Below are 25,233 nucleotides of genomic sequence, written 5' to 3'. Positions count from 1 at the left end.
CAAGACGCGAGACGTGCGTCGCAACTGTCGCCGATGCGTTGACCCGCCGACCCCATCCGATCCGAGGATCCAACCATGCCGATCGAACTGACGCTGCTCGCGCTGACCGTCCTGCTGGGCGCGGTCCACATCCTGGCGACCGCCCATGTCCGTACCAAACAATATGGCGTGGCCTGGAACATGGGGGCGCGCGACGCGGCGATGCCGGAACCCGCCCCGCTGGTCGGCCGGCTGGCACGTGCGCAGGCGAATTTCTTCGAAACCTTCCCGCTGTTCGCCGTGGCGCTGCTCGGCGCGGTCGTCGCCGGGCGGTTGGGGTGGAAGACGGAGGTCGGCGCGCATCTCTATTTCTGGGCGCGGGTCGCCTATCTGCCGGTCTATGCCGCCGGCATCCCGAAGCTGCGGACCGCCATCTTCGGCGTGTCCTTCCTCGGCTTCGTGCTGGTCGTCGCGGCGCTGTTGTTCGGCTGATCCGCGGCAGGTGGCGTTCCGCCGGCTCAGCGGCTAAGGGACGCCATGCCTTCTCTTCTCCTCGTCATGGGTGGCGGCGCGATCGGGTCGGGCCTCCGCTATATCGTCGGTCGCCTCGCCCTTGCGCAGTTCGGTCCCGGTTTCCCCTTCGGCACGCTTGCGGTCAACCTGATCGGCGGGGCCTGCATGGGCCTGCTCGCCGGGGTGCTGGCGCGCGGGGTCGCGGGCGAACCCGCACGGCTGCTCCTCGGCGTCGGGGTCATGGGCGGCTTCACCACCTTTTCCGCGTTCAGCCTGGAAACGGCGCTGATGCTGCAACGGGGCGAAGTCCTCACCGCGACCGGTTACGTGCTGCTGTCGGTGCTGGGTGCGCTCGCCGCGCTGTTCGTCGGGCTCCAGGCCGCGCGGCTGCTGGCATGAGCGCGTCGGACGACGTCCGCACTTTCACGGTAAAGCCGGACGACGACGGCATCCGGCTGGATCGCTGGTTCAAGCGCAACCTGCCCGACGCCAGCTTCAACATCGTGTCGCGCTGGGCGCGCACCGGTCAGCTGCGCGTCGACGGCAAGCGCGTCGGCCCGGGCGACCGGGTCGAGGCGGGCCAGTCGATCCGCGTCCCCCCCGCCGAGGCGCCGACCACGCAGCCCAAGCCCGCCCGCATCATCGCCGATCTTCCACCCGAAGACATCGAACTGATGCAGTCGCTGGTCCTGCACCGCGACAAGCATGCCATCGTCATCAACAAGCCGCCCGGCCTCGCCACGCAGGGCGGCACCAAGACGGACCGGCATGTCGACGGCATGCTTGACGCGCTGATGTTCGATGCCGAAGGCCGGCCGAAACTGGTCCACCGGCTCGACAAGGACACGTCGGGCGTCCTGCTCGTCGCGCGCTCCGCCAACGCGGCCGGCCATTTCGCCAAGGCGTTCAGCAGCCGCACCGCGCGCAAGGTCTACTGGGCGCTCGTGACCGGCGTGCCGGATGTCTATGACGGCATGATCGAACTGCCGATCGGGAAACAGCCCGGCACCGGCGGCGAGAAGATGCATGTCGACATGAAGGAGGGCAGCCCCGCCCGCACGCGCTACCGCGTCATCGAACGGGCCGGCAACCGCGCCTGCTGGATCGAACTGCAACCCTTCACCGGCCGCACGCACCAGTTGCGTGTCCATATGGCGGCGATCGGCCACCCGATCGTGGGCGACGGCAAATATGGCGGACAGGACAGTTTCCTGACCGGCGGGATCAGCCGCAAGATGCACCTCCACGCCCGCCGGCTGAAGGTCGACCTGCCCGACGGCGGCGTGCTCGACGTCACGGCGCCGCTGCCGACCCATTTTGCCGAAAGTGTCGAGATGCTCGGCTTCGATCCGCTCCGCGCCGACCTGCCGCTCGATGAAGTGAAGTTCAGCGAGACGCTGGAGGGCAAGAAGCGCGCCGCACTCAACATCGCCAAGGCGCGCCGCAAGGACCGCAAGGGCGAACGCCGCGGCCGTGGCAGTGAACGCGGCGAACGCACATGATGCGTCCTTTGGCTGGGCTCCTCTCCCGCTTGGCGGAGGGTGAAGGGACCCGCGCGAACACGGGCGAAACCTGCCGATGACCCGCCTCGCGGTATTCGACTGCGACGGCACGCTCGTCGATTCGCAGTCCAACATCGTGAACGCGATGACGGCCGCGCTCGAAACCGAGGGTCTGCCGCCGCTGCCCCGCGCCACCGTGCTCGGCATCGTCGGGCTCAGCATCTTCGAGGCGGTCGCCGCCCTCCTGCCCCGTCACGACGCCGCCGCGCACCACCGCATCGCGCAGGCGTACAAGGCCGCCTTCCATGCGCAGCGCGCGCGCGGCGAGATCCACGAACCGCTCTACGACGGCATCCGCGCCACGCTCGACACGCTGGCGGCGGACGGCTGGCAACTGGGCGTCGCCACCGGCAAGTCGGACCGCGGCCTCGCGCTCTGCCTCGCGCATCACGGCCTGACCGATCATTTCGTGACGCTCCAGACCGCGGACCGCCATCCGTCGAAACCGCATCCGTCGATGCTGGACCGCGCCATGGCCGATGCCGGCGCGTCGCCGGCCGACACGGTGATGATCGGCGATACCGGATATGACATTGCGATGGGCCGCGCGGCCGGCGTCGCGACGATCGGGGTCAGCTGGGGCTATCATCATACCGACCTGTTGATCGCGGCCGGTGCCACCCATATCGCGACGCACGCGCGGGACCTGCCGGCGCTGCTCGCCGCCCTGACGCCGGAGACCGCATGACACCCGAAGATAGCGATAAACTCGCCATGACGCGCTTCGCGATCATCAGCGCGGCGCGCGCATCGGGCGTCGTCATGATGCTGTTCGGCATGTGGATCTGGTGGGGCGACCTGCTCGACGCCGGCGGCAACGCGACCGTCGGCCTGCCGCTGTTCCTGCTCGGCATGGCCGAATCGATGCTCCTGCCGCGCTACCTGATCCGCCAGTGGCGGACCCCGCCGCGCGCATGATCCGGCACCCGTGAAACGCTTCTGGACCGACGTCGCGGTCGCCGCCGCCGACGCCGCGCAGGGCTACGCCATCACGCTGGACGCGCGCCCGGTCCGCACGCCGGCGCGCCTGCCGCTGGTCCTGCCTACCCGGGCGCTTGCCGATGCGGTCGCCGCCGAATGGGCCGCGCAGGACGGCGAGGTCGATCCGCGCACCATGCCGATGACCGGCCTGTCCAATGCCGCGATCGACCGGGTCATGCCGGACCGCGCCCTGTTCGTGAACCAGATCGCCGCCTACGCCGAAACCGACCTGCTCTGTTACCGCGCCGACGCGCCCGACACGCTGGTCGCGCGCCAGGCTGCGGCCTGGGAACCGCTCCTTGCCTGGGGCCGCGCCCGCTACGACGTCGCGTTCCGCGTCACCACGGGCATCGTCCATGTCGCGCAACCGCCCGAAACGCTCGCCCGGTTGCGCGCCGCCGTCGCCGCCCATGACGCGCATGCGCTCGCCGCGCTGTCGCCGCTCACCACCATCGGCGGCTCGCTCCTCGCCGCCCTCGCCGTCGCCGAACGCCATATCGATGCCGACCCGGCGTTCGACCTCACCCATCTCGATGAACTCTGGCAGGCCGAACGCTGGGGCGAAGACGCACTGGCAACCGAAGCCCGCATCCTGCGCAAGGCCGACTTCATGGCCGCCGCCCGGTTCCTCATGCTGTCACGCCCTTCGCCGGACTGACGCTCCCGCGCGCCGATGCCTCCGACAAAACCGTCCATCCCGAGCGAAGTCGAGGGACCCGTCGAGCGTAGCCGAGACGGCCAACAGCACCCTTGGGCTGCGCTCGGGGAAGTAGCTCGACTGCGCTTGGCATGGACGGAGCTGGCACTGGTTTCCCGGCCGACCTACCCAGGCACTAAAGGCACTGGACGCCACCCCCACCTCACGTTTACGTTCACGTCAAGAACAAGACGCCGAGAGGATGCCGGATGGATTTCACCCTGAACGATCGGGAAACGCACTGGCGCGACCGCGTCCGTGCCTTCATCGAGACCGAGATCCGCCCACGCGACCCCGACTATCATGCGCAACAGGCGGAAGGCGATCGCTGGAAAGTTCTCCCCGTGATCGAGGATCTGAAGGAAAAGGCCCGCGTCCAGGGCCTCTGGAACCTCTTCATGCCGCCTTCCTCCGGGCGCGTTCCGGTCGACGACAGCGTCGCGTTCGACGGCCCCGGCCTCACCAACCTCGAATATGCGCTGTGCGCAGAGGAGATGGGCCATCTCGAATGGGCGTCCGAGGTCTTCAACTGCTCCGCCCCCGACACCGGCAACATGGAGGTGTTCCACCGTTACGGCACCGCGGCGCAGAAGACGCGCTGGATGGTCCCGCTGATGCGCGGGGAGATCCGCTCCGCCTTCCTCATGACCGAACCCGACGTCGCCTCGTCCGACGCCACCAACATCGAAACGCGCATCGACCGCGATGGCGACGACTATGTGCTGAACGGCCGCAAATGGTGGTCGTCGGGCGCCGGCGATCCGCGCTGCAAGGTCGCGATCGTCATGGGCAAGTCCGATTTCGGTGCGGCCAGGCATCAGCAGCAGTCGATGGTCCTGATGCCGCTCGACACCCCTGGGGTCGAGATCCTGCGTCACCTCCCCGTCTTCGGTTATGACGACGCGCCCCACGGGCATATGGAAATTCAGCTCAACGACGTCCGCGTGAATGCGGAGGACGCGATGCTGCTCGGCGAAGGCCGTGGGTTCGAAATCGCGCAGGGCCGCCTCGGGCCGGGCCGCATCCACCATTGCATGCGCACCATCGGCGTGGCGGAGGAGGCGCTCGAAAAGATGACGCGCCGTCTGCTCACCCGCACCGCGTTCGGCAAGACGCTGGCCGAACAGTCGGTCTGGGAACAGCGGATCGCCGAGGCGCGGATCGATATCGAACTCTGCCGGCTGCTCTGCCTCAAGGCGGCCGACATGATGGACAAGGTCGGCAACAAGGTCGCGCAGAACGAGATCGCGATGATCAAGGTCGCCGCCCCCCGCATGGCGCTCCGCATCATCGACGACGCGATCCAGGCGCATGGCGGCGCCGGCGTCACCAGCGGCTACGGCCTCGCCAAGGCCTATGCCGGCATCCGCACCCTCCGCCTCGCCGACGGCCCGGACGAGGTCCACAACCGCGCCATCGCCCGCGCCGAATTCGGCAAATACCGTGTTCGCTGATCGCACGCCGTACCCCCGCGAAGGCGGGGGTCCAGCTCCACGCTCCGAACTAGACCCCCGCCTACGCGGCGGTACGGAACATCATCGCGATAGCGCTCAGACGTCAGGCGCTGCGCAATGACCGACCCAGACACCACCCGCCTCGCCCCCTGGCTCGACACCCATGTCGAAGACTTCCGCGGCCCCTTCACAATCGAGAAATTCCCCGGCGGCCAGTCCAACCCGACCTACCGCATCGCCGCCGCCTCCGGCGACTATGTCCTGCGCCGCAAGCCCTTTGGCCCGCTGCTCCCCTCCGCCCACGCGGTCGACCGCGAACATCGCCTGATCGCCGCCCTCGCCCCCACCGGCTTCCCCGTCGCGCACCCGCACGCGCTCTGCACCGACGACAGCGTGATCGGCGCAACCTTCTACGTCATGAGCCACGTCGCCGGCCGCACCTACTGGGACGGCAGCCTTCCCGGCCTCGCGCCGGCCGAACGCCGCGCCACCTACGACGCGATGATCGACACGCTGGCCGCGCTCCACGCGGTCGATCCGGACGCGGTCGGGCTGGGCGACTATGGCCGCCCCGGCAACTATTTCGAACGCCAGGTCGCACGCTGGACGAAACAGTATCGCGCGTCCGAAACCGACCGGATCGACAGCGTCGAACGGCTGATCGACTGGTTGCCCCGCACGCTGCCGCGGCAGGACCGCACCGCCATCGTCCACGGCGACTACCGGATCGACAATCTCATCTACGCGCCCGACGCCCCGCGCGTCATCGCCGTGCTCGACTGGGAACTCTCCACGCTCGGCGATCCGCTCGCCGACGTCTCCTACCTGCTCATGAACTGGGTCACCGAACCGGAGGGGCGCTCGGGCCTGCTCGGGCTCGACCTCCCCGCGCTCGGCATCCCGACGCTCGATGAAGCCGTCGCACGCTACTGCGCCGCGACCGGCCGCGACGGCCTGCCCGACCTCGACTGGTATTTCGCCTACAATCTCTTCCGCCTGACCGGCATCGTCCAGGGCATCAAAAAACGCGTCGCCGACGGCACCGCCTCCAGCGCGCAGGCCGCCGAAACCGCCGCCCGGGTCGTGCCGCTCGCCGACGCCGCCTGGTCCTTCGCCCAGAAAGCCGGTGCATGACGCACCCGGCTCCGAACCACGCAAAACCCGTTTGGTTCGAGCGAGCGTCGAGCGCAGTCGAGACGCGGAGTCGAGAACCTCGCGCTGTCCTCAAGGCACGCGCCGCGCCACCTGAAACCACCGCAACCCGGAGCACCGCATGTCCCTCTTCGACCTGACCGACAAGGTCGCCATCGTCACCGGCTCCTCGCGTGGCATCGGCAAGGCGATCGCCACCGCCATGGCCGAACAGGGCGCAAAGGTGGTCATCTCCAGCCGCAACCAGGACATCTGCGACACCGTCGCGGCCGAACTGAACGCCGCGCATGGCGACGGCACCGCCATAGCGATTGCCGCCTCGCTCTCGTCCAAGGACGCGCTCCGCAACCTCGTGACCGAAACCGAGCGCCACTTTGGCCGGATCGACGTGCTGGTCTGCAACGCCGCGTCCAACCCCTATTACGGCCCGATGGCAGAAATCGAGGACGACCAGTTCCGCAAGATCTTCGAAAACAACGTGCTCGCCAATCACTGGCTGATCGCGATGGCCGCCCCCGGCATGGTCGCGCGAAAGGAAGGGTCGATCGTCATCGTCTCCTCGATCGGCGGGCTCACCTCCTCCACCGTCATCGGCGCATACAACGTGTCGAAGGCCGCGGACTTCCAGCTCGCGCGCAACCTGGCCGCCGAATATGGCCCGGCCGGCGTGCGGGTGAACTGCATCGCCCCGGGCCTCGTCCGCACCGATTTCGCCCGTGCGCTGTGGGAGAACCCGGACACGCTGAAGGCCGTCACGCGCTCCACCCCCATGCGCCGCATCGGCGAACCGCACGAGATCGCCGGGGCCGCGGTGTTCCTCGCCAGCCCCGCCTCCACCTTCATGACCGGCCAGACGATCGTCGTCGACGGCGGCTCCACCATCGGCGTCGGCCTGTGAGCGAAATGGGGCGCCTCGACGGCAAGGTCGCGATCGTCACCGGCGGGGCCAGCGGCATCGGCCGCGCCACCGCCCACCTGTTCGCAGCCGAAGGCGCACGCGTCATCGTCTCCGACGTCTCGGATGCGATCCACGACACCGCCCGCGCCATCGGCGACGCCGCATACGCCATCGTCGGCGACGCCGGCCGCGCAGACGATGTCGCCGCTCTCGTCCAGGCGGCGGAAGAGCGCTTCGGCGGGCTCGACATCATGTTCGCCAACGCGGGCATCTCGGGCGGCCTCGCCGGGCTGTTCGACCAGAGCGCGGAGGACTTTGCCGAGATCCTGCGCATCAACCTGATCGGCCCGTTCCTCGCCATCCAGCATGCCGCCCCAGCCATCGCGAAACGCGGCGGCGGCTCCATTCTCTGCACCGCATCGGTCGCAGGGCTCCGGTCGGGCGCCGGCGGCGTCGCCTATTCCGCGTCGAAGGCCGGCGTCATCAACCTGGTCCAGACCGCCGCGCAGCAGCTCGTCGGCAGCAAGGTTCGCGTCAACGCGATCTGCCCCGGCCTGATCCAGACCGGCATGACGCAGATGATCTACGATTGGGCCACCGCCGCCGGCAAGGCCGACCGCATCGGCCGCCTGAACCCCCTGCGCCGCGGCGGCGAACCCGACGAACTCGCGCAAGCCGCGCTCTTCCTCGCGTCCGACGCCTCCTCCTACGTCAACGGCCACGCCCTCGTCGTCGATGGCGGCCTCGCCAGCAGCCACCCCTTCACCCAACAGAACTACGGCCAGGTCGCGATCTGACCATGGCCTGCTCCCACTTGCGCGCATCCCGGATTTGATCCGGGATCCAGACTTTCAAGCGCTGCGCGTGCGTCCCTGGATCCCGGATCAGGTCCGGGATACGAAACCTTCGTAAACGGGCGACGCAATAACTTTTAAGCCCCTCTCCTTCAGGGGAGGGGTTGGGGTGGGGTGCAACAGCTCCGCGGACACCACAGCTAAGGCAATGTCAGCCTTCTGCGCCAACCGTCAGCGCAGAACACCAACTCTCCGCGAACACCTGCGAACCTCTCGTCTGCCGTGGACAAAAAATGCCACTGAACCCGCCAAAATCCAATCTGGCACGCCCATTGCAAACATCCTGACATCGCCAGCCACCCGGCCAGCGACGCACTCCAAAGTCAGGGAAACCCAAGCAATGTCCGCCACCACCATCGCCCGCAAGATCGCCACCGCCGCCATCGCAGCCGCACTGTCCGCCACCTGCGTCATCGCCGCGGTCGGCCCCGTCGGCACCGCCGCCGCCCCAACGCGCCACAGCGTCATCGTCGCCTGACCCGCACGCCAGACCGGACGATCCAGATGATCCGCACCCTCTCCGCCGCAGCAGCACTGCTGCTCTCCACCACCTGCGTCCTGGCCGCCGTCGCACCCGCCCCCGGCGCCGCCGCGACCCGCATCGCCTGAACCGACAAGGACCCGCCGCCATGAAGACCTTCGCCCTGGACAAGTCCCGCGCCCGCATCATGGGCGTCTGCGCCGGCATCGCCGACAGCACTGGCCTCGACCCACTCCTCGTCCGGATCGCCGCGGTGCTGCTCACGCTCGCCTGGGCCGGCAGCTGGGGCGTCGCCGCCTACCTGATCGCCGGCTTCTGCGCCCCCGTCCGCTCAAGCTGACCCGACAACCAGCGCGCCGCCACGTCCGGCGTCGCCTTGTCGGTATCGCGGTCGACCATGTAGTTCGCCTGCCGCATCGCCGCCACCGGCACCTGCCCGACCAGCGGCTGCAACGCCGCCCGCACCCGCGCATCGCCCGCCCGCGCCCCACCGACCAGCAACAGCGCGTCATAGGACGGCACCGCCCGCTTCGGATCGGCCAGCACCACCAGCCCGTCCGCCGCGATCCGCCCATCGGACGAGAATGCCGAGATCACATCCGCCTGCCCACCCGACAACGCGCGGTACATGAACGTCGGGCTGTACGCGCGCTGATCCGCGAACCGCAGCCCATAGGCGTCACGGATCGTCCGCCACTCCGGCCGATCGAGAAACTCCAGGTCCGCCGCCAGCCGCAACCCCGGCGCCACCCGCGCCAGGTCCGCGATCGACGAGATGCCAGCGCGCGGCTTCATGGCCAGCGCATAGGCATTCTCGAAGCCCAGCGGCCCGATCACCCGCGCCTGCCCCGGCCGCGCCCGCAGCCAGCCGTCGATCCCCGCCGCCATCGCGGGCGCCGCCGGCGTGTCGCTCCGCTGCATCGCATTGGTCCAGATCGTGCCGGCATAATCGACATAGACGTCGACATCGCCGCCCTCCAGCGCGCGCAACGCCACCGCAGAGCCCAGCCCCTCGCGGTACCGCACGTCGAAACCGGCCTGCTCCAGCCGCTCGCCGATCAGCCGCGCCAGAATATACTGCTCCGAAAAGTTCTTCGCCCCGATCACGATCGCGGGCTTGGCGGGCCACCAGGTATAGGCCGCCGCCCCGCCCACCACCGCCAGCAACAGCAAGGCCGGCCCCGCCATCAGCCAGCGCCGCCCGGTCGCCACGCCGCGCTCGACCAGCGCCAGCAACCCGTCCACCGCCAGCGCGAGCGCCGCGCTCGCCACGCACCCCGCCAGCACCAAGGCGGTCGTCTCGGTCTGCAAGCCCGCAAAGATCAGATTGCCGAGCGACGGATAGCCCACCGTCGTTGACAGCGTCGCCGCACCGATCGTCCACACCGCCGCGGTCCGGATTCCCGCCATCGCCACCGGGGCGGCCAGTGGCGCCTCCACCAGCCGCAACCGCTGCGCCGGCGTCATGCCGATCCCGTCCGCCGCCTCGATCACCGCCGGGTCGATCCCGCCCAGCCCCGCGATCACGTTGCGCAGGATTGGCAGCAGCGCATACAGCGTCAGCGCGAGCAGCGACGGCAGGAATCCCAACGCCGGGATCCCGCCCCCGACCAGCGCCGACAGCCCGACCAGCACCGGATAGAACAAAGCCAGCAACGCCAGCCCCGGCACCGTCTGCACCAGCGACGCGAACCCCAGCGCCGCCTGCCGCAACACCGGCCGCCGCGCCGCGAATACCCCGAGCGGCAGGCTGACGACCAGCGCCAGCACCAGCGCCGCCGCGGCCAGCAGGATATGCGACGCCGCCAGCCCCGGCACCTGCCCGAATGCCGCGATCACGCCGCGCCCCCCTCGGCCAAAGCCTGCATCCGCGCCGCCTGCCCGCGCGGCACCGCCACCAGCGCCGCCGCCGGCCCGTCCTCGGCGCGCAGCATCTCGGCCGGCGTCGCATCCGCCACGATCCGCCCCGCGACCATCATCAGCACGCGGTCCGCCAGCAGCAACGCCTCGCCCATGTCGTGCGTCACCATGATCGTCGTCAGCCCGCGCGCGATGTGCAAATCACGCACCGTCTGCCCGATCCGCTCGCGCGTCACCGGATCGAGCGCGCCGAACGGCTCGTCCATAAGCAGGATCTTCGCATCCCCCGCCAGCGCCCGCGCGATCCCGACGCGCTGCTGCTGCCCGCCCGACAACGCCCGCGGCGACCGCCCGGCGACGTCTCGCTCCAACCCGACCTGCGTCAGAAGCGCGCCGACATCCGGCACCCCCTCCCCCAACCGCGCGCGGATCGCGATATTGTCCGCCACCGACAGATGCGGAAACAGCCCGACATTCTGGAACACATAGCCGATCGACCGCCTGAGCGCCGGCGCATCCCCGCCCGCGACCGCCGCCCCTGCCACGCGCACCGCCCCGGCGTCAGGCTCCACCAACCGGTTCACCATCTTCAGCAACGTCGACTTCCCCGACCCCGACGTCCCGACCAGCGCCACGAAACTGCCCGCGGTAATGTCCAGCGTCACCGCATCGACGACGGTCGCGTCGCCATAACGCTTGATCACCCCGTCGAACGCGATCGCCGTCGTCGTCACATCCACCCCCCGCCTAACGGCAAATCACCCCAACACTGCGTCGATCGCCTGCGCCATCGCGACATCGCGCACCGACAGGCCGCCCGCGTCATGCGTGGTCAGCGTCACGTCCACACGGTTCCAGACATTGGACCATTCCGGATGATGATCCGCCTTCTCCGCGAGCAACGCGACACGCGTCATGAACCCGAACGCCTCGCTGAAATCCGCGAACACGAAGCGCCGCGTGATCGCGTCGCGCCCGTCGTCATGGTCCCAGTCGGGCAGGCCGTCGAGCGCGTCGATCCGCTCGGCTTCGGACAAGGGTTCGATCATGCGCGCAGGGCTCCCGGCTGGTATCGTCGTCACCGCGACGATAGGGTCGCGGCCATGGATAAAGCAATCACCGGCCTCGCCCCCACCGCCGACGATATCGAAGCGATCGCCCGCCGCGCACTGGCCGCCCTGCCCGAACAGTTCCGAGCGCACCTCGGCGACATCGCGCTCCGCGTCGAGGAGTTCGCGGACGAAGAGGTCCTCGACGCGCTCGAGATCGAAGATCCGTTCGACCTGACCGGCCTCTACACCGGCCGCCCCGTCGGCGAGAAGTCGGTCACCGACACAGCAGCCATGCCCGACATGATCCACCTCTTCCGCCGCCCGCTGCTCGACGAATGGTGCGAAACCGGCGTCACCTTGGAAGCCCTCGTCACCCATGTGCTGGTGCATGAGGTCGGCCATCATTTCGGCCTGTCCGACGCCGACATGCACGCGCTAGAAGCCGCCGCCGGATGACGCCCTCCCTGCGGCTCGACGGCATCGCCGCCTGGCGCGGCGACCGGCTCCTGTTCGAGCAGATCGACATCATCCTCGCCCCCGGCGAGGCGCTGCTCGTCACCGGCCCGAACGGCGCAGGCAAGTCGACGCTGCTGAGCATCATCGCCGGTCTGCTGACCCCACTCTCCGGCACCGTCACCCACACAGGCGGCCTTGCACTCGCCACCACCGACGGCGACGCACTCGACCCGCGCCTGCCGCTGTCACGTGCGCTCGGCTTCTGGGCACGGCTCGACGGCACCCCAACCCAAGTCGCCCCCGCCATGGCCGCCATGGCGATCCCCCACCTCGCCGCCGTCCCCGTCCGCATGCTCTCCACCGGCCAACGCAGGCGCGCCGTCCTCGCCCGCACGCTGGCCAGCGGGGCCGGCACGTGGTTGCTGGACGAACCCGCGAACGGTCTCGACACGAACGGCCTGACCGCCCTGGCCGAAGCAATGGCGCACCACCGCGCAAACGGCGGCATCATCATAGCCGCCTCTCACCAACCGCTCGGCCTCCAAGACGCGCAACAACTCGTGCTGCAAAGCCCTCTCCCCTCCGGGGAGAGGGTTGGGTGGGGGGCGTCACCGGACGCAACATCACGACCGTTCCACCAAGAACCCCCCACCCCAGCCCTCCCCCCGGTGAGAAGAGAGCGCAAGGCCGCACCTCAACGGCGCAAGCAGGCCAGATTGGCGGGAAGCAAAACCCCCCTCCTCCTCCGCGACATCACCCAACACTACACAAGCGGTGCAGCCCTCCTCCCCATTCTCTTCTTCCTCCTCGTTGCCACGCTCTTCCCGTTCGCCATCGGCCCGGACGGCACGCTGCTCGCCCGCACCGGTGGCGGCGCGCTCTGGATGGCGGCGCTGCTCGCGGCCCTGCTCCCGGTCGATCGCCTGATCGAACCCGACCGCGCCGCAGGCGTGCTCGACCAATATGCGGTCCGCGGGATCAGCGCAGAACTTGCCGTTGCGTCGAAACTGCTCGCCCACTGGCTCGGCTTCGCGCCCCCGCTGATGATCGCGGTCCTGCCCGCCGCCGCCCTGCTGAAACTGGATGCGACCACCGTCGCCCGGATCGAGGCCGGTCTCCTGCTCGGCACCCCCGGTCTGGCCGCACTCGGTCTGCTGACCGCCGCGCTCACCGCAGGCCTGCGTGGGGCCAGCGCGCTTGCCGGCCTTGTCATGCTCCCGCTCGCGATCCCGCTGCTCATCTTCGGCGCGGGCGCACTCGGCGACACTGGCACCGGCGCGCTCAAACTCCTCGCCGCTACCAGCCTGCTGCTGATAGCAATCACTCCCTTTGCCGGCGGCGCGGCGCTTCGGGCAGGGAAGAACTGACCAGCCTAAACGAACGCAGCCACGCCAGCCCCAAACCCAGCCCCGTTTGGTTCGAGCCTGTCGAGAACCCTGCGCAGAGTTCTCGACAGGCTCGAACCAAACGGGGTTATACGGGGTGCGAGCGGGGTCAGAAGGCCGTGCTCAAACCCTCAATCCTTCACCCACCGCGCGAAGATCGCGGTCGGCAGCAACAGCCCACGCGTCTCTTCGCGCACCGCCATTTCGCCGCACTCCACGCGCCCGCCCAGATCCGCCGTCGCCTGCCGCAACAACTCGGCGATCGCCAGCGCCGACATCCGGATCGCGTACACCGTCAGCACCAGGAACTTCGAATCCGCATCGAGCAGATTGCGGCAATGCATGATCAGTCCCGGCAGATGTTCCTCCAGCCGCCAGACCTCGCCGTCCGGCCCGCGCCCGAACTTCGGCGGGTCGAGCAGGATGCCGTCGTACCGTTTGCCACGCCGCACCTCGCGCGCCGCGAACTTCACCGCGTCGTCCACCATCCAGCGGATCGGCCGGTCGCCCAGGTCGGACAGGAACGCGTTCGCCTTCCCCGCCTCGACCGATTTCTTCGACGCGTCGACATGCGTCACCGACACGCCCTTCGACGCCAGCGCCAGCGATCCGATGCCTGTATAACCGAACAGGTTCAGCACCTCGGACCGCTCGCCCACCCGCGCGCGCATCCACGACCAAACCGGCGCCATGTCCGGGAAGAACCCAAGATGGCGGAATGGCGTGTTCTGCGCGGTGAAGCGCAGGTCGTCCCAGCGGATGTGCCAGCCCCCGCGCGGCACATCGCGCGACAGATGCCAACGCCCCCCGCCATCCTCGTCCGATGCACCGATGAAATCGCCGTCCGCCTCCCACGCGGTCGTCGCGGGCGCCCACATCGCCTGCGGTTCGGGCCGAATGAACCGGAACCGGCCATAACGCTCCAGCTTCCGGCCATGCCCGGAATCGACCAGCGCATAATCGTCCCACGGTTCCGCGACGATCGTCGTCAGCGCGGGCGATGCCAGGGCCGGCGCGGTCGGGGCAGAAATCGTCACGTCGCTCATGCGGCCACTTTCCCCGAACCGGCGGACAATGTCCCGCCCACCGTCGCCAGCGCCTCCGCGCCGCCAATGGCCTTCGCACCCGCCGCGCGCGCCTGGGCCACCGTCACCGCGTCGATCGCCGCGACCGTCTCCGGCACGGGTACGATCCGGCCATGCACCTGCAGGTCGCGCGCCAGCCGGTCGCAGCGTGCGGCCACCGACTCCAGCCCCATCAGCCAGCCGGCCTTCGCCTGCGCCTGCGCCCGCGCCAGTTCCGCCTCGCTCAGATCGTCCGCGGTCTGCGCCAGCACGACCCGCGCCAGCGCCAGCGCTTCTGCCGCCCGCGGCTGCTCCGCCGCGCAATACAGCCCGAACAGCCCCGTCTCGGCATAGGCCTGCGTCCAGCTGTAGATGCTGTACGCCAGCCCGCGTTCCTCGCGCAGCTGCTGGAACAGCCGCGAAGACATGCCCCCGCCCGCCGCGGACGAGAACAGCGACAGCGCGTGCAGGTCCGCATCGTGATGGCCCGTGCCCGGCCACGCCGCCGCGACGTGGATCTGATCGAACCGCCGCCGGTCGTGATGCGTGCCGCCGCCGAACGCTGCCGCCACCGCTGTCGGCGCGACCCCCGCTGGCATGTCGCCGAACCGCGCCTCGGCCAGCGCCAGCAACGCGTCCTCATCCACCTTGCCCGCCGCCGCCAGCACCAGGCTGCCCGGCCGGTACTGCACCTCGGTCCAGCGGCGCAGGTCGCCCGCGGTCAGCGTCGCCAGCGTGCGCTCGTCGCCCAGCACCGGCACGCCGATCGCCTGCCCCGGATAGCAGGCTGATTGCAGGTGATCGAACACGATGTCGTCGGGCGTATCGTTCGCCTCGCCCAGTTCGGACAGCACGACCTTCTTCTCGCGCTCCAGCTCGTCCGGGTCGAACTTCGGCGCGCGCACCAGGTCGGCAATCATGTCGACGCCCAGCGCGAGGTCACCAGCCAGCAGCCGCGCGTGATAGACGGTGTGGTCGCGCGCGGTCCACGCGTTCAGGCTCCCGCCGACATCCTCGATATCCTCGGCGATCGCGCGCGCGTCACGCGCACCCGCGCCCTTGAACACCATATGCTCGACCAGATGGGCAAGCCCGCCCTGCCCCGCCGCCTCGGACCGCGATCCGACATCGGCATAGACGCCCACCGCCAGCGTCTCGACCCCGTCCATCGGCTCCACCGCGATGGTCAGGCCGTTGGCCAGCCGGTGCACCCGCGCCGTCGTCATGCGCGCGGCCGCGCATGCGCGGCGATATGTCCCTCGATCGCCTCCAGCGTGGCAGGCAGCGTCGCATAGCGTTCCGTCCGGTCGAACAACCCCGCGATGCGTGAAGGCAACGCAGGTCGCCGGCCGATCGCCTGCTCCACCGCGTCGCCGAACTTTGCCGGGTGCGCGGTCGCCAGCGTGACGACCGGCACGTCGGCGGGCAGGCCGATCGCGCGCGCGGCGGCCAGCCCGATCGCGGTATGCGGGTCGATCACCTGCCCCATCCGCGTCGCCGCGGTCTGCATCGCGCCCATCATCGCTGCTGCATCGACGCGCGCGCTGACGAAGATATTGCCGGCCTCGGCCTGCATCGCGGGGGTCAGCGTCATGCGGCGGTCGCGGTCGAACCCGCCCATCGCGGCGCACAGCGCCCCCGCGTCCCGCCCGTGCAGGTCGAACAGCAGCCGCTCGAAATTGGAACTCACCTGGATGTCCATCGACGGGGCCGCCGTCGCGGTCACCGTGCCGGCCGAATAGTCGCCGGCGGACAGCGCCCGGTGCAGGATGTCGTTGACGTTGGTGGCGACGATCAGCTTGGCGATCGGCAAGCCCATCCGCGCGGCGCAATATCCCGCGAACACATCGCCGAAATTCCCCGTCGGCACCGAAAACGCCACCGGCCGCTCCGGCCCGCCCAGCCGCACCGCGGCGTAGAAATAATAGACGATCTGCGCCATCAGCCGCGCCCAGTTGATCGAGTTGACCGCCGACAGTTCGAACCGCTCCGCGAACGGCCGGTCGGCGAACATCGCCTTAACCAGCGCCTGCGCATCGTCGAAACTGCCATCGATCGCGATGTTGTGGACGTTGGGCGCCAGCACCGTCGTCATCTGCCGGCGCTGCACCTCCGACACGCGCCCTTCCGGGTGCAGCATGAAGATGTCGACCTTCGCCCGCCCCGCCAGCGCATCGATCGCGGCCGATCCGGTGTCGCCCGACGTCGCCCCGATAACCGTCAGGTGGCTGTCCCGCCCCGACAGGAACCGTTCGAACAGCAACCCCAGCAGTTGCAACGCCACGTCCTTGAACGCCAGCGTCGGCCCGTGGAACAGTTCAAGTAGCCAATGCTGCGCGTCGAGCTGGACCAGCGGCGTCACCGCATCATGTTCGAACCGCCCGTACGCCGCGACGCACAGCGCGTGCAGGTCCTCGCGCGACAATGTGTCGCCGACGAACGGCGCCATCACGATCGCCGCGGTCTCGGCATAGGATTTGCCGCGCAGCGCCGCGATCGCATCGTGATCGAATGTCGGCCACGTCTCCGGCACGTATAACCCGCCATCGGCGGCAAGCCCCGCCAGGGTCACGGCCTCGAAGCCAAGGATGGGCGCGGTCCCGCGCGTACTGACATACTGCATGACCCCGCCGCTTAGCCCCGCGCGTGGCAGGGAGCAACCGTCGCGACCCTTCGGACCGGACACGCAATGGGCCGCGATCAATCCCGACCCTCGGCTCGGCCTGCGCGGCGTATCCCCCGACCACCCCAAAACTTGCCCCGTCGAAGTCGAGAGCCGGATGGTTTCCGGCTCGATCAGATACGGATCCAGAGTGGATAAAGGCAAGGTCATCGTCCTCCAGCGATATTGCGTGTAGCCGGGACACAGCCATCGCGAACCGCTAGGTCGCGACACGCGTCCCATGCCGGCGCCAGTCGCGACGGGGGGAAACATATTCATGTGGGAAGCCGGTTTCTGGGGCCTCGTGGGGGGATCGGCCCTCGTGCTCGGGGCCGTCATCGCGTGGTTTGCGACGCTGCCGCAACGCCTGATCGCCGGTGTGATGGCGGTCGGCGCGGGCGTCCTCATCTCCGCCGTCGCGTTCGACCTGATGGACGAGGCGTTCCGCCAGGGCGGGTTCGACTCGACCGCCGCCGGTTTTCTCGGTGGCGCGCTGGTCTATACCGTCGCCAACATCGCGATATCCCGCCGCGGCGCCCGCCACCGCAAGCGTTCGGGGTCGAACGGCGACGAAAGCCAGCAAGCTGCCGACACTGGCGGCGGCCTCGCCATCGCGGTCGGCGCGCTGCTCGACGGCATCCCCGAATCGGTTGTCATCGGCGTCGGGCTGATCGCCGGCGGCGGCGTCAGCGTCGTCACGGTCGCGGCCGTCTTCCTCTCCAACGTGCCGGAAGGCCTGTCGAGCGCGGCGGGCATGAAGAAGGCCGGTCGCAGCGCCGCCTACGTCTTCGGCGTGTGGATCGGCATCGCGCTGGCGTCCGGCCTCGCGGCGATGGTCGGCAACGTCGCACTGGCGGGGGCGGAGCCGGACGTCATCGCCGCGGTCACCGCGGTGGCGGCCGGCGCGATCCTTGCCATGCTGGTCGACACCATGATTCCGGAAGCGACCGAGGCGACTCACGACTATACCGGCCTCATCGCCGTCGTCGGCTTCCTGATCGCCTTCGTCCTGACAAAATCGGGCGGCTGATACGGTTTTCCCATATGTTCGATCACGACGGCGTCCCGCCAGCACCCCGCCATCCCGGACTTGATCAGGAATCCAGAGCCACTGACGCCGTGCTCGATACATTCAATCCCGGATCAAGTCCGGAATGACGACTGGCAAAGGTGATCGCTTTCGCCCCCAAGCACGCCATTCTTGAAGTGGCGCCGATTTCAAGCGGAACCACCCATCTCGCAGTGTCGAGAAGCCGGCTTCGAATGCGTTCTGCATGGATGGATCTTGAAACGGCTCGACCTCAAGCCGTCAGCTTCACCCCCGCCGCCTGAGCGCGATCGCGTAGATGACCAGCGCGATCGCCGCGAACGCGAACCATTGTACCGCGTAGGCGAAATGGTTGTTCGGAATATCCGCCGGGCTCGGTCGCAGGCTCGGCACCAGCCCCGGCGCGGCCGCGTCCGATACCAGCAGCAGCACATGGTCGCGGTCCGCATCGATCGTGCCGGTCACCCGCCCGCCGGTCCAGCCGACCGGGTTCTTCGGATCGCGGGACCAGCCCATGTCCACCGCCATGCCCGGCCCCTCCGCGCCGGTCCGGCACAGCACGATGTGCCGCCACCCGCTCTCGCCCGCCAGGTTACGCCCGGCCCGCGCGCTCCACGTCGTCGGCTCGACGCACATCCCGCCGCTCCGCCGGTACAGCAGCGCCCCGTCGCGCAACGGAACCACCGGCCACGCGACCGACGGCTGCCCCGGGGCCGCGGCATAGTGCGCCAGCAGCGCCGCCTTCTCGTCCATCCGCCGCACCTGCCACAGGCCCAGCATCACCATCCCGACCACCGCCGCCAGCACGACCAGCGTCGCCACGATCGGGATGCGTCGCGCGGGCTTGTCCGGCGGCGCGACCGGGTCCGCCGCTGCCGTCACGGCCGCGCCTCCGGAGGCTCGTCGCGTATCCGCCCCTCACGCGCGTCGTTACGATATTCCGCCAGGATCAGCATGCCCTTGGCGACGCGCAGCGACGCCACCACCGACAGCAGCGTCACCGGCGTCCAGATCGCGAAGTGCACCCAGAAGGGCGGCGATACCGTCAGTTCCAGCGTGATCGCCGCGATCGTGACGAGCGTGCCGATGCCCAGCGTCAGGAACGCCGCCGGCCCGTCGTCGACATGGAACTTCGCGAACTCCAGGCCACAGTTGGGGCAGACGGGCGCAAACCGCGCAACCCCCGCGAACAAGGTCCGCGCCCCGCATCGCGGGCAAAGCCCCTTCAGGCCGGCTGCGATATATTCGGGCGAGATATGGACGGGCTCGGTCATGGGGCAGGGAATAGCATGAACCCGCCCGCGCGTAGCGGTCTAACCGTCATTCCAGCCGGGATATGCATCGCCGGAGAACCGGGCCGTCCAGTTCGGCGTTTGCCAGCTTTCTGCCGAAACGATGCAACGCCTCTGCCGGACGGCAGCGATACTCCGTTTCCCGGCCGCTCCTGTTCCAAGGAAGCGAGATACGAAAAAGGCCCCGCCAGTTGGCGGGGCCCCTCACGAGCGACCGGCGGTCGCTTATGTCGTGCCGCCGAACTATGTCCGGCACGGTGTAGGCCGGACGGAAATTTCGCGGACGGAACCTACGTTGCCTCAGCCCGCATGGATCGTCGCACCCCAACCGCCCCAGACATAGATCGAAATGAACAGGAACAGCCACACGACGTCGACGAAATGCCAGTACCAGGCCGCTGCTTCGAACCCGAAATGCTGCTTCGGCGTGAAGTCGCCCTTGTACGTCCGGAACAGGCAGACGGCCAGGAAGATGGTGCCGACCAGCACGTGGAAACCGTGGAAGCCGGTCGCCATGAAGAAGGCCGCACCGTAGTTCAGGCCCTTGAACGCGAACGGCGCGTGCATGTACTCATAGGCCTGGATCGTCGAGAACAGCGCGCCCAGCGCGATCGTGCACCACAGTCCGGTCTTCAGTCCCTCGCGGTCGCCCTGCAGCAGCGCATGATGCGCCCAGGTCACCGTGGTGCCCGAACACAGCAGGATCAGCGTGTTCAGCAGCGGCAGGTGGAACGGATCGATCACCTCGATGCCCGTTGGCGGCCACACGCCCCCGACCGCATCGACCGTCGAAGGAAACAGCGAGAAATCGAACCACGCCCAGAACCAGCCGACGAAGAACATCACTTCGGATGCGATGAACAGGATCATCCCGTATCGAAGGTGCAGCGACACGACCGGGGTATGGTCGCCGGCATTGGCCTCGCGGATCACGTCCGACCACCAGCTGTAGAAGGTGTAGAGAATGCCGATCAGGCCCAGGAAGAACACCAGTCCGCCGTGCGCGACGCTGTGCATCCACATGATGCCGCCCGACGCCATGACCAGCGACGACATCGACCCGAAGAACGGCCAGATGCTCGGCGGGAGGATATGATAATCATGGTTCTTGGCACCGGCCATCTGCGGTCTTCCCCTGTCTTGTCGTTGCTTGACCCCGGCTTAGCCCGCCGTGTCGGCCGAATCCACCGGATAGAATGTATAGCTGAGCGTGATCTCGCTCACATCGCGGGCATCCGGATCGTCAAGGATCTTGGGGTCGACATAATAGGTCACAGGCATCCGCATCGTCGCCCCCGCCTCCAGCGTCTGGTTGGTGAAGCAAAAACACTGGATCTTGGTGAAATATTTGCCGACCTGCGACGGCGTGACGTTGAACGACGCGCTGCCGGTGATCGGGTGATCCGCGGCGTTCGTGGCGTTGAAGAACGCCAGCTGACGCGCGCCGATCGCCACGCGGGCGGTCTGCTGTTCCGGCGTGAATGTCCAGGGCAGCCGCGAACTGACATTGGCATCGAACCGGACCGAAATGACCTTGCCGACCACGGCGCCCGGTGCGTCCGCCAGCGTCGCGCGCTGCGTCGTGCCGTCGAACCCGGTATATTCGCAAAATATCCGGTACAGTGGAACGCTGGCGAAACCGAGACCGACCATCGCCGCGACGAGCAGCAGCATGAGGTTGCGGACCCGCCGGTTTCGCCCCGCCAGCGTGACGGTCGCCGCCGTGCTCACAGCATCTTCGCCATGCTGATTGCGAAGAACAGCACCGCCACCGCGCCCAGGCACAGCCCCATCGCGATCGACCGGCTCTTCTGCCGACGGCGCAGTTCGGCTTCTTGAGCCGGCGTCAGGTCCGGCATCATGCCACGAACCGATCGACGACCAGCGCGCCGAAGAGCACGAACAAATACAGGATCGAAAAGCCGAACAGTTGCCGTTCCGGCTTCATCGCCGCCTGATCGGTCTCGCGGCTGGTGCCCACCCGTACGGCCAGCACCAGGAATAGTGCGGTAAATAGGCTGGCGACGATGCCGTAGACCGCACCGGTCAACCCGAGCGGCCAGGGCGCCACTGCCGTGATCGCCATCGGCACGGTGTAGAGCAGCACATGGGTCCGCGTGACGGTCAGTCCGGCGACCACCGGCAGCATCGGCACGCCCGCCGCCCCGTAATCCGTCTTGATATAGAGCGACAGCGCCCAGAAATGCGGTGGCGTCCACAGGAACACCAACGCGAACAGCAGCACCGGTAACAGATCGACCTGCCCCGTCGCTGCAGCCCAGCCGATCAGCGCGGGGAACGCGCCCGCCGCGCCGCCGATCACGATGTTCTGCGGCGTCCGGCGCTTCAGCCATACGGTGTAGATCAGAACGTAGAAAAGGATCGACACGGTCAATATGACCGCCGCCAGCAGGTTCACCGCCAGCCCCATAAGCAGGACGGAAAAACAGGCGAGCCCGACCCCGAAATGCAGCGCCGACTGCCGCTCCATCCGCCCGGCGGGCAATGGGCGGTTGCGCGTCCGCTTCATCAGCGCATCGAGATCCGCCTCATACCACTGGTTCAGCGTGCCGGCGGCACCCGCGCCCAGCGCAATGCACAGGATCGCGGTAAAGCCCAGCACCGGATTGATCGATCCGGGTGCGGCCAGCATCCCGCACAGACCCGTGAACACGACCAGCGTCAGCACGCGCGGTTTGCACAGCGCGACGAAATCACGCCATTCCGCCGGCATCGCGACGGCGGCATGCGCGGCGTCCGCGGGCGCATCGGCTCTGGTCAGGTCAGGATAGGCGCTGGATGCCATGTCACTCGATCATATCGGCGCCGCCCCATAATCGGGACGGCGCGCAGGGTGTCCGAGATCAGTCGATCTTCGGCAGGGTTTCGAACTGGTGGTACGGCGGCGGGCTGGACAGGGTCCATTCCAGCGTCGTTGCGCCCTCGCCCCAGGGGTTGTCACCCGCCGGCTTGCCGCCGATCAGCGACACGACCAGGTTGACGAAGAAGAACAGCATGCCGAGTGCCATGACCCCGTAACCCAGGGTTGCGAGATGATTGTACCAGGCGAACGCATCCGGATAATCCGGAATACGCCGCGGCATACCGTCCAACCCCAGGAAATGCATCGGGAAGAACAACAGGTTCACGCCGACGAAGAATACCCAGAAGTGCAGCTGGCCGAGGAACTCGTTGTACATCTTGCCCGACATCTTCGGGAACCAATAGTAGAAGCCGGCGAACAGCCCGAACACCGCACCCAGCGACAGCACATAATGGAAATGCGCCACCACGTAATAGGTGTCGTGCATGTAGTTGTCGATGCCGCCATTCGCCAGCACCACGCCGGTCACACCGCCGACCGTGAACATGAAGATGAACCCGATCGCCCACAGCATCGGCGTCTTGAAGCTGAGCGAGCCGCCCCACATCGTCGCGATCCAGGAGAAGATCTTGATGCCGGTCGGCACCGCGATCACCATCGTGGCGGCGGTGAAGTACATCTTGGTGTTCACGTCCAGCCCGGTCGTGAACATGTGGTGCGCCCACACGATGAAACCGACCACGCCGATCGCGACCATGGCGTAGGCCATGCCGAGATAACCGAACACCGGCTTGCGGCTGAACGTCGCGATGATCTGGCTGACGATGCCGAAGCCCGGCAGGATCATGATGTACACTTCGGGGTGGCCGAAGAACCAGAACAGATGCTGGTACAGGATCGGGTTGCCGCCCCCGCTCGCATCGAAGAACGCGGTGCCGAAATTGCGATCGGTCAGCAGCATCGTGATCGCCGCCGCCAGTACCGGCAGCGCCAGCAGCAGCAGGAACGCGGTGACCAGCACCGACCACACGAACAGCGGCATCTTGTGCAGCGTCATGCCCGGCGCGCGCATGTTGAAGATCGTGGTGATGAAATTGATCGCCCCCAGGATCGACGATGCGCCCGCCAGGTGGAGCGAAAGGATCGCCATATCGACCGCCGCGCCCGACGATCCGATCGTCGACAGCGGCGGATAGACCGTCCAGCCGGTGCCGGCCCCGCCCACGAAGGCGGACCCGAGCAGCAGGATGAACGCCGGCACGATCAGCCAGAACGACACGTTGTTCATCCGCGGGAACGCCATGTCCGGCGCGCCGATCATGATCGGGATGAACCAGTTCCCGAACCCGCCGATCATCGCCGGCATCACCATGAAGAACACCATGATCAGGCCGTGGGCGGTGATGAGCACGTTCCAGAACTGGAGCGCGGCATCACCCTCCTGCCCGGACCAAGCTTCCAGATACTGGATGCCCGGCGCGGCAAGCTCGGCCCGCATCAGGCCGGAGATCGCCCCGCCGATGACGCCCGCCAGGATCGCAAAGATCAGGTAGAGCGTGCCGATGTCTTTGTGGTTCGTCGACATGAACCAGCGCTGGAAGAACGCCGGCTTATGGTCCGCGTCATGGGCATGGCCCGGCGCTTCGTGCGCCTGGAAATGCAGCGCGTTGGCTGTGCTGTCGGTCATTTGGCCTGCGTGCCTTCATTTGCGGTCGCGGCCTGCGCGACGGGCTGGGCGGTTACGGTCGCATCGATCGGCGTGTCGCTGCCGCCGGCACCGCGGCCGGCGATTGCGGCATCCGCAGTGGGCGTCGGCACGGCGGCGGTCGCCGGGCTGGTGGCGCTGGTCGCGTCCGGGTTTGCGGCACCCCGGGCACCCGGCATCGTGCCGCCCTTCGACGCGATCCACGCCGCGAACTGCGGGCGGGTCACCACCTCGACGGCGATCGGCATGAACGCGTGGCGCGCGCCGCACAGTTCCGAACATTGGCCGTAATAGACGCCCGGGCGATCAACCTTGAACCAGGTCTCGTTCAACCGGCCGGGCACGGCGTCCATCTTGGTCCAGAATGCGGGAACGGCAAAGCTGTGGATCACGTCGGCCGACGTGACGATCAGCTTCACGACCGCGCCGGCCGGGACGACCATCCGCTCGTCCACCGCCAGCAGGCGCGGACCGTCTGCGTCGGTGCGGGCACGCTGCCCGCCGGTGACCTGCCCCGGCTCCTTCAGCATATTCGAAACCAGTTCGAAATCGCCATTGTCGGGATATTGATAGGTCCAGTACCACTGGTTGCCGATCACCTTGACCGTCAGGTCGGCTGGCGGCGGGCTATATTGCTTGGCCAGCAGCCGGATCGACGGCACCGCGATGATGAGCAGGATCACGACCGGCGCCAGCGTCCAGAACACTTCGAGCCACGTGTTGTGCGACGTGCGCGACGGCGTCGGATTGGCGGCGCGGCGATAACGGAACACGACCCAGACCAGCAGTGCGAGCACGAACAGCGTGATGATCGTGATGACCGGCATCAGCACGATGTCATGCATCCAGGCCGCGTCCTGGCCGACCTCGGTCACCTGATCCTGCAGGCCCGCGCGCCCGTCGGGCAGGCCGATGCCGGGAGTCGGCAGTGCCTGGGGGATAGCCGCGGCGGCGGGATCGTTGCTCGACGGCACGTTCGCGCTCGCCTGGCCGATCGCGGGGGCGACCGGATCGGTGCCCACGCCCTTCGGTGGCACCGGGCCCGGGACCGCCGCAACGGCGGGGCCTTGCGTGGCATCGGTGACGATTGCCGGGGCCGGCGCGCCGGTGGGGGCGGCCGTTTGCGCCGCGGCCGGGTTAGCGACGGCGGACGGCGGTGCCGCGCTCTGCGCAAGCGCCAGTGCAGGGCTAACCACCAGCGCCATCGTCGCGATCATCGTCTTGAAGCCGTTCATTCATCCCCCGTTTCGGGCGGCGAAACGCCTCTGCGTCCCTTTAGCGCACCTGTCCAATCCTGCACCTATACCCATCGCC

The 25,233-nt window shown here is 68.2% G+C and carries 29 protein-coding genes and 1 pseudogene; 16 read left to right on the top strand and 14 right to left on the bottom strand.

From position 1 onward, the window contains the following. The first annotated feature begins 75 nt into the window (after positions 1 to 75). The 12 genes from BKY59_RS13275 (at position 76) to BKY59_RS13225 (ending at position 8,911) form a co-directional block, all read left to right on the top strand. The gene (locus BKY59_RS13275) at positions 76 to 471 is read left to right on the top strand and encodes an MAPEG family protein (protein WP_076072282.1); all 396 of its coding nucleotides are present in this window, start codon (positions 76 to 78) and stop codon (positions 469 to 471) included. A gap of 45 nt (positions 472 to 516) precedes the next feature. Next, positions 517 to 891 carry a fluoride efflux transporter CrcB gene (crcB, locus tag BKY59_RS13270; RefSeq protein ID WP_076072279.1) on the top strand — a complete coding sequence of 125 codons (375 nt, stop codon included), beginning with the start codon at positions 517 to 519 and terminating at the stop codon, positions 889 to 891. After that, positions 888 to 1,994, top strand: a complete 1,107-nt coding sequence (locus BKY59_RS13265; RefSeq protein WP_076072277.1) for an RluA family pseudouridine synthase — start codon at positions 888 to 890, stop codon at positions 1,992 to 1,994. The genes crcB and BKY59_RS13265 overlap by 4 nt, the downstream gene beginning before the upstream one ends. A gap of 76 nt (positions 1,995 to 2,070) precedes the next feature. Further along, on the top strand, positions 2,071 to 2,742 hold the full coding sequence (locus BKY59_RS13260) for an HAD-IA family hydrolase (protein WP_076072274.1): 672 nt from the start codon (positions 2,071 to 2,073) through the stop codon (positions 2,740 to 2,742). Then, entirely contained in the window at positions 2,739 to 2,972 is a 234-nt protein-coding gene (locus tag BKY59_RS13255) for a hypothetical protein (RefSeq protein WP_076072272.1), read from the top strand. Before BKY59_RS13260 ends, BKY59_RS13255 begins: the two co-directional genes overlap by 4 nt. A gap of 10 nt (positions 2,973 to 2,982) precedes the next feature. Beyond that, positions 2,983 to 3,693, top strand: a complete 711-nt coding sequence (locus BKY59_RS13250) for an ATP12 family chaperone protein (protein WP_076072269.1) — start codon at positions 2,983 to 2,985, stop codon at positions 3,691 to 3,693. 248 nt (positions 3,694 to 3,941) lie between these two features. After that, positions 3,942 to 5,186 carry an acyl-CoA dehydrogenase family protein gene (locus tag BKY59_RS13245; RefSeq protein WP_076072267.1) on the top strand — a complete coding sequence of 415 codons (1,245 nt, stop codon included), beginning with the start codon at positions 3,942 to 3,944 and terminating at the stop codon, positions 5,184 to 5,186. Positions 5,187 to 5,303: 117 nt separating this feature from the next. Continuing rightward, on the top strand, positions 5,304 to 6,320 hold the full coding sequence (locus BKY59_RS13240) for a phosphotransferase family protein (RefSeq protein WP_076072264.1): 1,017 nt from the start codon (positions 5,304 to 5,306) through the stop codon (positions 6,318 to 6,320). A gap of 139 nt (positions 6,321 to 6,459) precedes the next feature. Then, positions 6,460 to 7,236 carry an SDR family NAD(P)-dependent oxidoreductase gene (locus BKY59_RS13235; protein ID WP_076072261.1) on the top strand — a complete coding sequence of 259 codons (777 nt, stop codon included), beginning with the start codon at positions 6,460 to 6,462 and terminating at the stop codon, positions 7,234 to 7,236. A gap of 5 nt (positions 7,237 to 7,241) precedes the next feature. After that, on the top strand, positions 7,242 to 8,033 hold the full coding sequence (locus BKY59_RS13230) for an SDR family NAD(P)-dependent oxidoreductase (protein WP_076072259.1): 792 nt from the start codon (positions 7,242 to 7,244) through the stop codon (positions 8,031 to 8,033). A gap of 397 nt (positions 8,034 to 8,430) precedes the next feature. Next, positions 8,431 to 8,568 (top strand): hypothetical protein, encoded by a 138-nt coding sequence (locus BKY59_RS17795; protein ID WP_165374855.1) that lies wholly within the window; start codon positions 8,431 to 8,433, stop codon positions 8,566 to 8,568. Positions 8,569 to 8,719: 151 nt separating this feature from the next. Beyond that, positions 8,720 to 8,911, top strand: a complete 192-nt coding sequence (locus BKY59_RS13225) for a PspC domain-containing protein (RefSeq protein WP_076072257.1) — start codon at positions 8,720 to 8,722, stop codon at positions 8,909 to 8,911. On the opposite strand, the gene BKY59_RS13220 is transcribed toward BKY59_RS13225, so the two are convergent. From BKY59_RS13220 to BKY59_RS13210, 3 genes are read right to left on the bottom strand one after another with little or no spacing between them, the layout of a single operon-like run. Further along, on the bottom strand, positions 8,869 to 10,410 hold the full coding sequence (locus BKY59_RS13220) for an ABC transporter permease/substrate-binding protein (RefSeq protein ID WP_076072254.1): 1,542 nt from the start codon (positions 10,408 to 10,410) through the stop codon (positions 8,869 to 8,871). The two genes, BKY59_RS13225 and BKY59_RS13220, sit on opposite strands and share 43 nt — an antisense overlap. Next, positions 10,407 to 11,165 (bottom strand): ATP-binding cassette domain-containing protein, encoded by a 759-nt coding sequence (locus BKY59_RS13215; RefSeq protein ID WP_129586390.1) that lies wholly within the window; start codon positions 11,163 to 11,165, stop codon positions 10,407 to 10,409. The genes BKY59_RS13220 and BKY59_RS13215 overlap by 4 nt, the downstream gene beginning before the upstream one ends. A 24-nt stretch (positions 11,166 to 11,189) precedes the next feature. Then, complete coding sequence (locus BKY59_RS13210; RefSeq protein WP_076072249.1) at positions 11,190 to 11,480, bottom strand: 4a-hydroxytetrahydrobiopterin dehydratase; 291 nt, start codon at positions 11,478 to 11,480, stop codon at positions 11,190 to 11,192. 54 nt (positions 11,481 to 11,534) lie between these two features. On the opposite strand from BKY59_RS13210, the gene BKY59_RS13205 reads away from it, so the two are divergent. From BKY59_RS13205 to BKY59_RS13195, 3 genes and pseudogenes are all read left to right on the top strand, one after another. Further along, entirely contained in the window at positions 11,535 to 11,939 is a 405-nt protein-coding gene (locus BKY59_RS13205) for a metallopeptidase family protein (RefSeq protein WP_076072245.1), read from the top strand. Further along, positions 11,936 to 12,490, top strand: a pseudogene (gene ccmA / locus BKY59_RS18135) (heme ABC exporter ATP-binding protein CcmA); the annotation flags it as partial. The gene BKY59_RS13205 and the pseudogene ccmA, both read left to right, overlap by 4 nt. Positions 12,491 to 12,655: 165 nt before the next feature. Then, complete coding sequence (locus BKY59_RS13195; RefSeq protein WP_083672148.1) at positions 12,656 to 13,306, top strand: heme exporter protein CcmB; 651 nt, start codon at positions 12,656 to 12,658, stop codon at positions 13,304 to 13,306. A gap of 149 nt (positions 13,307 to 13,455) precedes the next feature. Here the strand turns inward: BKY59_RS13195 and BKY59_RS13190 are convergent, their stop codons facing one another. The 3 genes from BKY59_RS13190 to thrC are packed head-to-tail and all read right to left on the bottom strand — an operon-like array spanning position 13,456 to position 17,011. Further along, complete coding sequence (locus tag BKY59_RS13190; RefSeq protein WP_076072243.1) at positions 13,456 to 14,370, bottom strand: class I SAM-dependent methyltransferase; 915 nt, start codon at positions 14,368 to 14,370, stop codon at positions 13,456 to 13,458. Then, complete coding sequence (locus BKY59_RS13185) at positions 14,367 to 15,614, bottom strand: M16 family metallopeptidase (RefSeq protein WP_076072240.1); 1,248 nt, start codon at positions 15,612 to 15,614, stop codon at positions 14,367 to 14,369. The genes BKY59_RS13190 and BKY59_RS13185 overlap by 4 nt, the downstream gene beginning before the upstream one ends. Further along, on the bottom strand, positions 15,611 to 17,011 hold the full coding sequence (gene thrC, locus BKY59_RS13180) for a threonine synthase (RefSeq protein ID WP_076072237.1): 1,401 nt from the start codon (positions 17,009 to 17,011) through the stop codon (positions 15,611 to 15,613). The genes BKY59_RS13185 and thrC overlap by 4 nt, the downstream gene beginning before the upstream one ends. 316 nt (positions 17,012 to 17,327) lie before the next feature. Between thrC and BKY59_RS13175 the strand changes: the two genes are divergently transcribed. Further along, positions 17,328 to 18,080 (top strand): ZIP family metal transporter, encoded by a 753-nt coding sequence (locus BKY59_RS13175; RefSeq protein WP_076072234.1) that lies wholly within the window; start codon positions 17,328 to 17,330, stop codon positions 18,078 to 18,080. A 285-nt stretch (positions 18,081 to 18,365) separates the two neighbouring features. On the opposite strand, the gene BKY59_RS13170 is transcribed toward BKY59_RS13175, so the two are convergent. From BKY59_RS13170 to coxB, 8 genes are all read right to left on the bottom strand, one after another. Then, positions 18,366 to 18,980 carry an SURF1 family cytochrome oxidase biogenesis protein gene (locus BKY59_RS13170; protein ID WP_240500099.1) on the bottom strand — a complete coding sequence of 205 codons (615 nt, stop codon included), beginning with the start codon at positions 18,978 to 18,980 and terminating at the stop codon, positions 18,366 to 18,368. Continuing rightward, a complete protein-coding gene (locus BKY59_RS13165) occupies positions 18,977 to 19,372 on the bottom strand; it encodes a DUF983 domain-containing protein (protein ID WP_076072231.1) in 396 nt (131 codons plus the stop codon). The genes BKY59_RS13170 and BKY59_RS13165 overlap by 4 nt, the downstream gene beginning before the upstream one ends. 318 nt (positions 19,373 to 19,690) lie before the next feature. Further along, positions 19,691 to 20,512 (bottom strand): cytochrome c oxidase subunit 3, encoded by an 822-nt coding sequence (locus BKY59_RS13160; protein ID WP_076072229.1) that lies wholly within the window; start codon positions 20,510 to 20,512, stop codon positions 19,691 to 19,693. Positions 20,513 to 20,551: 39 nt separating this feature from the next. Next, entirely contained in the window at positions 20,552 to 21,121 is a 570-nt protein-coding gene (locus BKY59_RS13155) for a cytochrome c oxidase assembly protein (protein ID WP_076072226.1), read from the bottom strand. Next, on the bottom strand, positions 21,118 to 21,252 hold the full coding sequence (locus BKY59_RS18250; RefSeq protein WP_276205517.1) for a hypothetical protein: 135 nt from the start codon (positions 21,250 to 21,252) through the stop codon (positions 21,118 to 21,120). Before BKY59_RS18250 ends, BKY59_RS13155 begins: the two co-directional genes overlap by 4 nt. Then, positions 21,249 to 22,196, bottom strand: coding sequence for a heme o synthase (locus BKY59_RS13150; protein ID WP_076072223.1), 948 nt, complete (start codon positions 22,194 to 22,196; stop codon positions 21,249 to 21,251). Before BKY59_RS13150 ends, BKY59_RS18250 begins: the two co-directional genes overlap by 4 nt. A gap of 58 nt (positions 22,197 to 22,254) precedes the next feature. Further along, positions 22,255 to 23,901, bottom strand: coding sequence for a cytochrome c oxidase subunit I (gene ctaD, locus BKY59_RS13145; RefSeq protein ID WP_076072220.1), 1,647 nt, complete (start codon positions 23,899 to 23,901; stop codon positions 22,255 to 22,257). Continuing rightward, the gene (coxB, locus tag BKY59_RS13140; protein WP_083672134.1) at positions 23,898 to 25,154 is read right to left on the bottom strand and encodes a cytochrome c oxidase subunit II; all 1,257 of its coding nucleotides are present in this window, start codon (positions 25,152 to 25,154) and stop codon (positions 23,898 to 23,900) included. The genes ctaD and coxB overlap by 4 nt, the downstream gene beginning before the upstream one ends. Positions 25,155 to 25,233 lie beyond the last annotated feature (79 nt).

The organism is Sphingomonas montana, from assembly GCF_001956315.1.
Taxonomy (GTDB): Bacteria; Pseudomonadota; Alphaproteobacteria; order Sphingomonadales; family Sphingomonadaceae; genus Sphingomonas_R; species Sphingomonas_R montana.
Note: the sequence above shows the minus strand (reverse complement) of the source record. Positions and strands in the feature narration are given on the sequence as shown.